This window comes from Erwinia magellanica, from assembly GCF_039023495.1.
Taxonomy (GTDB): Bacteria; Pseudomonadota; Gammaproteobacteria; order Enterobacterales; family Enterobacteriaceae; genus Erwinia.
The window spans coordinates 993,322-1,005,023 of sequence record NZ_JBCHVC010000001.1 but is presented as its reverse complement, the minus strand read 5'-3'; the positions used below and the strand labels follow the sequence as shown (position 1 = coordinate 1,005,023).

The 11,702-nt window shown below is 51.7% G+C and carries 11 protein-coding genes; 4 read left to right on the top strand and 7 right to left on the bottom strand.

Annotation, left to right across the window (positions count from 1 at the left end):
* Window positions 1-12: 12 nt before the first annotated feature.
* Window positions 13-1,287 carry a Glu/Leu/Phe/Val family dehydrogenase gene (locus tag AAH450_RS04630; protein WP_342909121.1) on the top strand — a complete coding sequence of 425 codons (1,275 nt, stop codon included), beginning with the start codon at window positions 13-15 and terminating at the stop codon, window positions 1,285-1,287.
* 51 nt (window positions 1,288-1,338) lie between these two features.
* Here AAH450_RS04630 and AAH450_RS04625 read toward each other — a convergent pair whose 3' ends face one another.
* A complete protein-coding gene (locus tag AAH450_RS04625; protein WP_342909120.1) occupies window positions 1,339-2,517 on the bottom strand; it encodes a Gfo/Idh/MocA family protein in 1,179 nt (392 codons plus the stop codon).
* A 260-nt stretch (window positions 2,518-2,777) separates the two neighbouring features.
* Between AAH450_RS04625 and AAH450_RS04620 the strand changes: the two genes are divergently transcribed.
* Window positions 2,778-3,824, top strand: coding sequence for a LacI family DNA-binding transcriptional regulator (locus AAH450_RS04620; RefSeq protein ID WP_342909119.1), 1,047 nt, complete (start codon window positions 2,778-2,780; stop codon window positions 3,822-3,824).
* A gap of 281 nt (window positions 3,825-4,105) precedes the next feature.
* On the top strand, window positions 4,106-5,017 hold the full coding sequence (locus tag AAH450_RS04615; RefSeq protein WP_342909118.1) for a TIM barrel protein: 912 nt from the start codon (window positions 4,106-4,108) through the stop codon (window positions 5,015-5,017).
* Between the two features lie 19 nt (window positions 5,018-5,036).
* On the opposite strand, the gene AAH450_RS04610 is transcribed toward AAH450_RS04615, so the two are convergent.
* Together AAH450_RS04610 and AAH450_RS04605 are read right to left on the bottom strand one after the other, a co-directional pair.
* Window positions 5,037-5,456: a hypothetical protein gene (locus AAH450_RS04610; RefSeq protein WP_342909117.1), complete on the bottom strand. Its 420-nt coding sequence runs from the start codon at window positions 5,454-5,456 to the stop codon at window positions 5,037-5,039.
* A gap of 73 nt (window positions 5,457-5,529) precedes the next feature.
* Complete coding sequence (locus AAH450_RS04605) at window positions 5,530-6,165, bottom strand: hypothetical protein (RefSeq protein WP_342909116.1); 636 nt, start codon at window positions 6,163-6,165, stop codon at window positions 5,530-5,532.
* Window positions 6,166-6,416: 251 nt separating this feature from the next.
* Between AAH450_RS04605 and hpxO the strand changes: the two genes are divergently transcribed.
* Window positions 6,417-7,574, top strand: a complete 1,158-nt coding sequence (gene hpxO, locus AAH450_RS04600; protein WP_342909115.1) for an FAD-dependent urate hydroxylase HpxO — start codon at window positions 6,417-6,419, stop codon at window positions 7,572-7,574.
* A 115-nt stretch (window positions 7,575-7,689) separates the two neighbouring features.
* On the opposite strand, the gene dcp is transcribed toward hpxO, so the two are convergent.
* The 4 genes from dcp to AAH450_RS04580 form a co-directional block, all read right to left on the bottom strand.
* Window positions 7,690-9,735, bottom strand: a complete 2,046-nt coding sequence (gene dcp / locus AAH450_RS04595) for a peptidyl-dipeptidase Dcp (protein ID WP_342909114.1) — start codon at window positions 9,733-9,735, stop codon at window positions 7,690-7,692.
* A 209-nt stretch (window positions 9,736-9,944) separates the two neighbouring features.
* Window positions 9,945-10,460 (bottom strand): hypothetical protein, encoded by a 516-nt coding sequence (locus AAH450_RS04590; RefSeq protein ID WP_342909113.1) that lies wholly within the window; start codon window positions 10,458-10,460, stop codon window positions 9,945-9,947.
* Window positions 10,457-10,816 (bottom strand): tlde1 domain-containing protein, encoded by a 360-nt coding sequence (locus AAH450_RS04585; RefSeq protein ID WP_342909112.1) that lies wholly within the window; start codon window positions 10,814-10,816, stop codon window positions 10,457-10,459. Before AAH450_RS04585 ends, AAH450_RS04590 begins: the two co-directional genes overlap by 4 nt.
* A 15-nt stretch (window positions 10,817-10,831) precedes the next feature.
* The gene (locus tag AAH450_RS04580; protein ID WP_342909111.1) at window positions 10,832-11,323 is read right to left on the bottom strand and encodes an Hcp family type VI secretion system effector; all 492 of its coding nucleotides are present in this window, start codon (window positions 11,321-11,323) and stop codon (window positions 10,832-10,834) included.
* Window positions 11,324-11,702 lie beyond the last annotated feature (379 nt).

The window sequence follows — 11,702 nt, the reverse complement described above, 5'->3', positions numbered from 1 at the left end:
GAAAGGTTTGTTATGGATAAGCTATCTTACGTTTCAGAAGGCAGCACAACGGCCTGGTCAACTTACTTACAGCAAATCGACCGCGTGGCGCCCTATCTGGGCGATCTGACCCGCTGGATCGATACCCTGCGTCATCCTAAACGTGCGTTGATAGTGGATATTCCGCTGCAAATGGACGACGGCTCGATCCGCCACTTTGAAGGTTTTCGCGTACAGCACAACCTCTCTCGCGGGCCGGGTAAAGGGGGGGTTCGCTATCATCCTAACGTAGATCTGAATGAGGTGATGGCGCTCTCTGCGTGGATGACCATCAAATGCGCGGCGGTTAACCTCCCTTATGGCGGCGCAAAAGGAGGCATCCGTGTCGATCCTTTCAAACTGTCGGAAGGTGAGCTGGAACGTCTGACCCGCCGCTATACCAGCGAAATCGGATTGATTATCGGCCCGCAGAAGGATATTCCTGCACCAGACGTCGGCACCAACTCCAAAGTCATGGCCTGGATGATGGATACCTACTCCATGAACCACGGCACCACCATTACTGGCGTGGTGACAGGTAAACCGATCCATCTTGGCGGCTCTTTAGGTCGTGAAAAAGCGACCGGGCGCGGCGTCTATATCACTGGCCGTGAAGTGGCCCGCCGCTCCGGCATTGAAATCGAAGGCGCAAAAATCGCCGTCCAGGGTTTTGGTAACGTAGGCAGCGAAGCCGCTCGTCTGTTTGTGGCAGCCGGTGCGCGCGTGGTGGTGATTCAGGACCATTCCGCCACGCTGTTTAACGCAGAAGGCATCGATCTTACCGCGCTGACCGAATGGCAGAACAGTAACAAGAATATTGCCGGTTTCCCTGGTGCGGAAGAGATAGCCAGCGAGTATTTCTGGACCACGCAGATGGATATTCTGATCCCTGCCGCGCTGGAAGGACAGATAACCCGTGAACGAGCCGAAGTACTGAGCTGTAAGCTGGTGCTGGAAGGGGCAAACGGCCCGACCTATCCGGACGCGGACGATATGCTGACTTCACGGGGCGTCACCGTGGTGCCGGACGTTATCTGCAACGCAGGCGGGGTAACCGTAAGTTACTTCGAATGGGTGCAGGATATGGCCAGCTTCTTCTGGAGCGAGAGTGAGATTAACGATCGCATGGACAAGATCATGACAGAAGCGATGATCCATGTCTGGGACAAGGCGAGCGAAAAAGGCTGTAGTCTGCGCACGGCAGCTTATATTGTGGCCTGTGAGCGTATTCTGATGGCGCGTAAAGATCGCGGTATCTATCCTGGCTAAGCGTTTGGGGCGGTTTCAGTACCGCCCTTTTATCACAACGTATTGGCAGACCTACTCGAAATTCACCCAGCTTGCTCCCTGCTCTGCTGAACGCACACAGTTCTCTACCCAGCGTACGCCATCCAGCCCGGCATCAATTCCCGGATAGACCATCTCTTCCAGCGCCGCTTCGTCACTGCGATTTCTGGCATCAATCGCCAGGGCCAGCTTCAGATAGATATTGGACCAGGATTCAATTAACCCTTCGGTGTGCAGCGCACCCAACCGATCGTCTGCCAGTGCTGATTCATCCAGATAAGGCATGCCATGATGCATAACCTGAACAGGCTGCCCCTGAACCTCATAAACCAGCTCATTGGGCTGGTGGTCGCCCCATTGCAGGCTGGCTTTTGACCCTATCACGCGGATGAACTGGCTATTCATGGAGCCGGCGTTAATGGCGGAAGTCCACAAGCGCCCCACCGCGCCGCCGTGATAATGCATCAACACCATGGCGTTGTCTTCCAGTGGTGCCCTGGAGGGGATAAAGCTCTGACGGTCGCATAATAGCGACTTAAGCTTCAGCTCCGGCAGCACCAGTTGGGAAATATAGAAGGTGTGGGTGGAGAGATCGCCAAGCACAAAACTTGGCCCCGCAATGTTGGGGTCTACCCGCCATTTCTGAGCATCGGAAAATTTATCGGCACTGTCACTGGCGCTGAAGCCGTGGGTATACTGCATCTCCACCATACGCACTTCGCCAATATCGCCGTTGGCGATCATATGGCGCATCTGTAGCAGCATCTGGTGGCCCGAGTAGCCGTAAGTCACCCCCACGATCAGCCCCTTTTCTGAAGCCAGTTGCTTTATCTCGCGGACTTCGGCACTGGTGAAAAACAGCGGCTTTTCACAAATAACATGCAGCCCGGCATTAAGCGCTGCTTTGGTTATCTCGTAGTGAGTGCCATTGGGGGTGGCGATGGTAACAACTTCAATCCCATCCGGGCGTGCTGCCTCTTCAGCAAACATCTCCCCATAGCTCTCATAGCAACGACTCGCCTCGACGCCGATATTAACGCCAAACTCTCTGCCACGTACGGCATCAATATCAAAAGCGCCAGCCAGCAGTTGATAAGCTGTGTTATCGCGTAATGCGCCGCAGCGGTGTTTATAGCCCACCTGACTGAGGCGGCCACCGCCTACCATCGCCCAGCGCAGTGGACGGACAATTTTCTTTTCTCCATTCAGCATAACCACCTCTTTTTGCAGGATTTTAAGGGTAAAGACCTGTTGTTATGGCTTTGCATCCGGTTGCCTTCACTGCCTTTGCAACCGGGTGCAATTTTGATTGAACCTGTGGCTGCACTGTCGGTGAGGCTGTTGAAGAAGTAAATCTTCAGCATGGGAAATCGCCGGACAGATCACAGGAAAAGATTATTTTGCACCCGGTTGCAACATCCGGATCGGATTGTGCATTACACTGGCCTTCTTCACTTAAGATAGCGATAACCATGAACGCAAAAGCACCTTCCAGCCGTCTCGCTTCACGTAAGATAACCGCCAGCGATGTGGCTAAACGGGCGGGAGTGTCCAAATGGACCGTTTCCAGAGCCTTTACTGACGGCGCTTCTATTTCAGAACAGGCGCTGGCACGCGTCCAGCTTGCGGCTAAAGAGCTGGGTTACCGCCCTAATTTACTGGCCCGCAGCCTGTCGAAGAAAAGCTCCCACCTGATTGGTGTGGTGGTGGATGAAATGCTTAACCCCAACCTGCTGACGCTGCTGGATGAGGTTACACAGCAGCTTCAGCTACGAGGTTATATGGCGCTGCTGCTGAATATCAGCGCGCAAAAGAGTGAAGAAGCGGTGCTGAAGCTTGCCGATCAGTTGCAGGTGGATGGCCTGCTGTTTTTAGGCACTCTGCTGAGTGACGACCTTATCGCGCTGGCGCAGGATATTCACCGCATCCCTCTTGTGCAGCTCTGCCGCAATGATAATAACCCCTATATTCAGGTGATAAATACCGACGGCTATCAGGCTGGCTGTCAAACAGCAGATATCCTTTATCAGCAGGGATATCAGAGGTTTGGTTATATGAAGGGGCCAGATACAGAATCCACGCAGCTGTTGAGATATGAAGGGTATCGCAACAGGCTAAAGGAACTTGGCGTGGAGGAGCAAAACATCCTGTTGCTGAAAGCCAATCACTATAACCGCATCAGCGGCTACAGCGCTTTTGAGCAGCACCTGCAAACCACCCTACCCGGGCAGTGGGTGGATGCGCTTTTTTGTGAAAATGATATCCTGGCGATTGGAGTGACAGATGCGCAGGAACGCTTAGCGCCGCATCATCAACTGGGAATAGTCGGCTATGACGATATCGAACTGGCTTCTTCTTCCCGTTATCAACTTACCACTTTTGCCCAGCCGCTGAATGCCATGATGCAGGATGCCATTTTTCGTCTTACCGGTATCGATCGTGCGCAGCCTGATATTCAGCATCAGGATCGGCTGCTGCTACGGCGTTCTCATCTCAGGTCTGATAAACGGGAGAGGTAAAGCTTGAGAAGGTAGTGAGCTGCGGGGAAGCTTCTCCCTGCCTCCGCCAGACGCACGGAATCTTCTTAAACCCTGTCAGGGTTGCAAATGCCCGCCCGGCTATCCGCAAATTATGACACGGCTCAAAGAATTAATATTTCAGTTAACCTTTAAGTGGAATATTAGTTTCCTTTAAAATAGGCTCATTTCATCGTCTGCGCTGGATGAACAGCCCCCCAGACAGCTCATTGCTTTCTCTGCCAGGCCGTGCTGGTGATAAACATAAACAGTAAGGAAATCCAATGTATTCAATCGCTAACGCGCCATGCAGCTGGGGGGTTGATGACCCGAAAAACCCGTTTTTACCCCCGTGGCAGAAAGTGCTTGGCGAAGCACAGCAAGCTGGTTATCCAGGCATCGAGCTGGGGCCATGGGGCTATCTCCCTACCGATCCGGCTGCGCTTAACGAGGCGCTCGCCAGTCATAATTTATCGCTGATTGCCGGAACGATTTTTGACGATCTTGTTTCAGAAGCAAATTTCGAAAATATGCGTGAACTGGCGCATAACATTTGTGCAAACCTGCAAAAAGTACCGATCGGTAACGCGCAAAGCGAGGTTCCTCCGCCCTACCTGGTGATTATCGATTTTGGCAATGCAGAGCGGGCAAGGAGCGCAGGCCAGTCGGCAAGGGCCAAACGTCTGCCCGACGTGGAGTGGCAGCGCATGGTTGCTCATATCCGTGCCTTGAGCGCTATCGCCCGTGAATATGGCGTACGTCCGGTCATCCATCCTCACGCTGGAGGGTTTATTGAGTTTGGCGATGAGATTGATCGTATCGCAGCAGATATCCCGGCCAGCGAGGCTGGATTGTGTCTCGATACCGGACACCTCTATTATGCCGGGCTGGATCCGGTTAGCTGGCTGAGAAAATATGTTCATCGTCTTGATTATCTGCATTTTAAAGATGTGAACAGAGTTGTCTGTGAGGCGGCCATCGCTCAGCAGCAGGATTTCTTTAAAGCATGTGCGGCGGGAGTGATGTGCCCTCTTGGCACCGGCGACATAGATTATCCCGCCGTGCGGGCGCTGCTTGCGGAGCTGAACTGGCAGGGCTGGATAACCATTGAGCAGGAACGCGATCCCCGCGACGTTGCCGGCAGCCTGAAAGACGTGACTGCCAGCCTGCACTATTTGCGGAAGGCCGGTTTCTGAACAGCCTGAAGGCGGGTTTTTACTCTGCCTGAGCTGCCGCTTCGGCAGCTTCGTACTGTGCTTTAAACAGCTCGTTCTCTTCGGTGAGACGGATAGCTGCTTCGATCATCTCGTTTTGCACCAGAGTGGTTGAGCCGCCGCTGGTGCGCCAGTGAATATAGAGCACGCATAAGGCGGCAACCTGGAGCATGTCGTTTTCCCGGTCAGTGCCTTCAAAACCATACTCTTCGTCTGACCAGCGGTAGATCTCGGCCACAAACGGCATCTCGCCGTTTTCATCCAGCGGCGGCAGCGTATCAAACAGCGCCAGCATCTCTGGCGTGGCAACATAACTCTGACGCCCTACCGCATCCAGCTGCTTGCCGCGCGCGCGGGAGTTGTTGGCCTGTTTTGCTTTTACTTTTGCGCGTTTTGCACGTTTATCTTGTTTACTGCTCACCGGTTATCCTCTGGGATAAAAAAGAGCGCAATCATAGCAGAGGGATCGCCTGAAATCAGCGTTATGCGGTGCATCAGAATAACGTTTCAATAGCGGCCTGAAGGGAAACCTGAGGCCCTGTAAGGACGGCGAGCGTACTGTTGATATATTTTTCCGCCCCCGCCATGGAAGATTGAGCCAGCACAATACAGCCCAGCGAACACTCTGGCCGTTGCTGAATGTAGTGCGCAATTTCACGATGATAGCCTTCAATATCTCCGCTGTTAAAGGATGCCCAGGCTCTGGGTATCAGCTCGACAGCCAGCCGGTCACCAGGGATAAAGGCCTGGAACAGATGCGTGGTGCTTTCCAGCGTACTGTGTGCGGTGCAGAGCACCAGAATGGATCCCTGATACCGTGACGCCGCTTTGGCCAGCGTGGTATCCACGCGCAGCACAGGCTTGCTGAACTGCTTGGTGTCCCTGGCGGCTATACCCAGCGTTGTGCAGGTCACTATCACCACGTCAGCGTATTCACACAGCTCGGCAATGGCCACCCGCGTGGCGTCAGCGATCTCTGGCGTAACTTCATTGGCTTCTGCTGCGCGATCGAGCAGCTCGCCCTCTACCCGGTGCAGCAGTTGGATATCAGCATAATCCAGCGCCCGAAGCGCCTCTTCAAACACAGCGATATTACTTCTTGCAGCATGCAGGCAGGCAACGGTGGCCATAGCAGCGTCCTTTCAGGGAGTGTCCTGCTACTGTGACAAATAACCTGCACTTTGCCAACCAGTGACGATGCTGAATTGCAGCCGTTTCATAACTGACTCCCCTTTATGGTGCAATGCCTCACGGTAATGCAGGAAATTGATGAAACTATTGTTTCAGCTATCCGTAAATGCCTGCATTATGCGCTCTCCCGCGTCATAAGAAACTGGTACAGAAATTGCTTAGTAATCCTTATGGATGAAAGGAGAAACAGATGAAAGCAATAGTGATTGGCGCGGGTATCGGCGGCATGTGTACTGCCATAGCACTGCAACGTGTAGGGATTGAGACGGAGGTTTTTGAAGCCGTTAAAGAGATCAGGCCCGTGGGCGCTGCGATCTCAATCTGGCCGAATGGCGTAAAATGCCTGAACTTTCTGGGTATGAAAGAGGCGCTGCGCAAGCTGGGTGGGCCGATGCACGCCATGGCCTATAACGATTTCAAAACGGGTGACAGGCTGACCCAGTTCAGCCTTGATCCGCTGGTGCAGGATTCCGGCGAGCGTCCTTATCCAGTCGCTCGGGCAGAATTGCAGGCGATGCTGCTGGAGAGCTATGGTCGTGAAAAAGTCCACTTTGGCAAACGCGTCGCTGAAGTTGAACAGCATGAAAATGGCGTCACGGCCCGTTTTGAAGGGGGCAGTGAAGCCCAGGGCGACCTGCTTATCGCCTGTGACGGAACCCATTCCGTAGTGCGAAAATATGTGCTGGGCCGCACGGTAGAGCGCCGTTATGCCGGTTATGTAAACTGGAACGGGCTGGTAGAGATAGATGAGAGTATTGCGCCCGCGCAGCAGTGGACGACATTTGTTGGTGAAGGCAAACGCGTCTCGCTGATGCCGGTCGCGAATAATCGCTTCTATTTCTTTTTTGATGTGCCGTTACCTGCCGGTCTGGCAGAAGACCGCAGCAGCCTGCGTGAAGATTTAACCCGCTATTTCAGCGGCTGGGCAGCGCCCGTACAGAAGCTGATTGCACAGATCAATCCCGCCACCACCAACCGTGTGGAGATCCATGATATCGATCCCTTCCCGGAACTGGTTAAAGGGCGCGTGGCTTTGCTGGGCGATGCCGCACACAGCACGACACCCGATATTGGCCAGGGCGGTTGCGCTGCGATGGAGGATGCTGTGGTACTCGCAACCCTTTTGCAGACTAACTCTCTGGGGATTGAAGATGCGCTGCTGCGCTATCAGCACAAGCGTGCTGACAGGGTGAAGGATCTGGTACTGAAAGCGCGTAAGCGCTGCGATGTCACGCACGGTAAAGAGAGGGACATTACCCGGCAGTGGTATGAAGATCTGAAAACAGAAACCGGTGAACACATCATTAAAGGCATGTGCGACACCATTCAGGGCGGCCCGCTGGCCTGATTGTCGGGGCGGCTTACCCGCCCCGTTTCCCGGCAACGGATAAGCCTGGCAGCTTCCGGGTTCCTGAAGTCATATCTGGCGCAGCAGCATTTTCTACCTGCGCCAGAGCCTGTTTTTACTGTTCCTTCAGGCCACGGTTAATCAGCATCGGTTCAATAACCGGATCGCGCCCCCGCCAGTTGGCGTAAAGCTGCTTCAGATCCTCACTGTTACCCCGTGACAGGATCTTTTCCCGGAAAAGCTGACCATTCCTGCGGTTCAGCCCACCCTGCTCGTTAAACCATTCGAAGCCGTCATCGGCCAGCATTTGCGTCCAGATATAGGCGTAATAGCCCGCCGCATAGCCTCCTCCCCAGATGTGCTGGAAATAGCTTGAACGATATCGCGGCGGCACCTGCGGCAACAGAATATTGTCAGCTTCCAGCGCGGCTTTTTCAAACTGCGCCACATCGGGTTTCTCTGCCTCCGCTAAAAGCGTATGCCAGTGCTGATCCAGCAGCGCCGCGGCCAGCAGTTCGGTCATGTCGTACCCTTTATTAAACTTGCTGGCTTTAACGATTTTCTCCCGCAGATCCTGAGGCATCGGTTCGCCGGTGGCATAGTGCCGCGCATAATGCTGAAACACCTGTTCGTTACTGGCCCAGTGCTCATTCAGTTGCGAAGGAAATTCGACAAAATCCCGTGGCGTATTGGTGCCGGAAAGAGAAGGATAACACTGCTCTGCAAACAGCCCGTGCAGCGTATGACCAAATTCATGGAACAGCGTGATCACATCATCCCAGGAGATCAGGGCTGGTTTGCCCTCTGCTGGTTTAGCGTAGTTACAGACGTTGTAGATAACCGGATGCGTCCCCAGCAACTTAGCCTGGTCAACAAAATTACTCATCCAGGCGCCGCCGCCTTTATTGTCTCGCTTAAAGTAGTCGGTATAGAACAGCGCCATCGGCAGGCCGCTGCTGTCGATGATTTCATACACGGAGACATCCGGATGCCAGACGGGAAGATCCTCACGGCGGGCAAAGGTAATGCCAAACAGCTGCGTGGCGGCATAGAAGACGCCGTTTTCCAGCACGTTAGTGAGTTCAAAATAGGGTTTAATCTGGCTCTCGTCGAGATCGTACTTCTCGCGGCGAACCTGCTCGGCATAAAACAACCAGTCCCAGGCCTCCAGCGTGAAACCACCCTGCTGCTGGTCGATAACCTTCTGAATATCAGCCGCTTCCCTGCTGGCGCGCGCCGTCGCGGCAGGCACGATAGCACGCATAAACGCCAGCGCGGCCTGCGGCGTTTTTGCCATCTGATCCTGAAGCTTCCACTCCGCAAAGCTGCTGAAGCCCATTAACTTTGCCTGCTGTGCGCGAATGGTGGCAAGCTGAGTAACCAGTGCGCGTGTATCGTTGAGATCCCCTTTCTCGCACCGTTGCCATGCATGGCTGAAGAGCGTCTCCCGCGTCTGGCGGTTGCTGAGATCCTGCAAAACCGGCTGCTGCGTGGTATTTTGCAACGCCAGGAGCCATTGCCCTTCCAGACCCCGTTCAGCGGCAGCCTGAGCAGCGACAGTGAGTTCGGCGTCGGTGAGGCCTGCCAGCAACGCAGGATCGGTAATGTTAAGGCCGCCCGCTTTGGTACCCGCCAGCAGACGATTGGTAAACTGCGTACTCAGCGTGGCCGCCTGCTGATTCAGAGCTTTAAGCTCTGTTTTTGCCTCTTCTGCCAGGCTTGCCCCCGCCAGTTGAAACCGCTGCCATATCACCTCGGTGAGCCGTAAGGCTTCCGGCGAAAGGCCTGCGGTGTTGCGCTTCTCATAGAGAGCATTCAGCCGACTGAAAAGTGCACTGTTAAGATGAATATCATCATCCAGCGCGGCAAGCAGTGGCGACATCTCTTCGTCCAGCGCCTGTAGCGTGGGATTCGTATTAGCGGAAGTCATCGCGCCAAACACGTTTTCCACACGGCGAAGCATACTGCCGCATTTTTCCAGCGCCTCAAAAGTATTGGCAAAGCTGGGTTCGGCAGGATCTTCAGCAATGGCCTGCACTTCCCTGCGCTTTTGCGCTATCGCTTCGATCAGCGCCGGACGGTAATGCTCATCCCTTATTTTGTCGAAAGGCGGAGCCTGATAAGGCAAAGTACTTGGCTGACTGAAGGGATTGGCTGGCATCGGTATTCTCCTGGTCACGGTAGGTCTTCAGCATAGGCCGATCGGTCACGCAAGCCAACTCAATCAGGTTCCAGAACTCCCTTTGAACAGTTCTGAATGCTCAAAAGCGTTTTCGGCGGATTTTGTATGTTGAAGCAGGAAGTAACCAGGAGCATGAAAGAACAGGGCTTAAGCCCTGTTCTGAAGGAAGTCACTGACAGGCATTGATTTCAGAAAGGATACTTTTTATCGCCCCACTTCATTTTGTCCATCCTTTCCTCATAGTTTATTTCTTCTACCGAGGCATTCATTAGCTCAAGGCAGGACTTTCCTTTGCCACCTGTTTTTTTGAGGTTCGATTTAACTATGGAATAATATTTGAAAAATGACTCTCTGTCATATTTGTTACTATCTATCATATAAGAACATACAATTTCCGCTCCATAATTATCTCTGATAAAAGAATCACCTGTTTTAGCCACACCCCTGTCTATTCTGTTTAAAGTATCAAGTGTTTGTGATGGCGAGATAAGAAGCGAATGAGCAAAGGCATCTCTTAACATAATACTTTCCTCAAAGTTCAGGTCATGGGTTTTATCAGGGATGTCATTCAGGCAACTGGTATTGCCATCACTAACACAGGTTATAATTTTTTTTAAATCATCCGAGCTTGAACCCTTCACTGTAGCACTACACGTGCCAATATAAATTAGCGGAAGGATAAATAATCCTTTAAAATAATTCATCTTATCACTTCCAGAATTCTGTCATTAGAGTCAATTATACGCCTGCGCGTTGAAGGCCCCATAATAATACAACCTTCGGATGCCCATCCTGGGATGCCCTGGACTTTTTCACCGTGAATACGGAAAGCGCTTCTTCCGAAAGTTTCACCTGAAATTTGCACCAGGACGATAGTCATTGGCCCTTTAGAATTGGTTTTACCTGTTATACGATAAGTACCTCTGGGTAATGGCCCCAGACCTTTTACCTGCTGCCGGTCTGGATTGTTTTTATTGGTCATCCTGCCGGAATACCCCTTTTCGATGAACTGCCCATTATGAAACAGTTCACCAGTGCTTTGCTTATAAGTCCATTTCATTCCTCTCTCCCTGAATTAATTCACAGCACGCGCACTCCAGCTATCGGAATAAATGACATTACCATCAATATAATGCCATGTTATTTTTTCATATCTTAAGTCAACAAATTCGAGATGATTTTTTCCTTCACCATATAAAGCGTTGATATCATACATGGCAGAAATAACAGATTCGACTCTTACTTGCTCAAGTTGTACCGAAAAAATAATGTTGTCCCGGCCCGCATCATTTATGCGATAATATTTAAATAACGCACAATTAATTTTCTTACCCGCTGTTAATGCTTTATAGAGGTAAGGTGATGATGAATCTGTTTCTTTATCGAAACTGAAAGGTTGATGTATGCATGAACCTGTATTTTTTCCGGTATGGTCTTCTGTGGGTATTTCTACCATATGGCGTAATGCGATCACTTCAATGCTATGTTCACGACCAGCCACATTAACAGATCCTTTAATCAGGTGCCCCGCGTCATCATAAAGCCAAAGATAAACAGGCATCGCCATAGTAAAACTCCATTTAAATAAGATCTCCTTTATCTCTGTAAGACTACATAACACTGTCAGAAGAGAAGATTAATTGTAAAAACCCCGATATGTAAAAAAATCACGCGGGGTGAAAGCTTTTTCAGGCGAAAACAGTTGGTCCAGAACATACTCTTTCTTTGCCACCGCTTTAAACACCCTACGTAGCCTGATACTGCCCTTTCAAATCTCACAAATCGATTTTGTTATCCATGATACCTTAATGCATAAGATGCGATATCTGATACCTTTTTACGCTCAAATTTTGACTGGTATCAAATAGCTTAATATTTGATACCAGCAAAAGTTTTAAGACAGAATGAACGACAGAGAACGCAGCACCAGGGGTATCATAATTTCG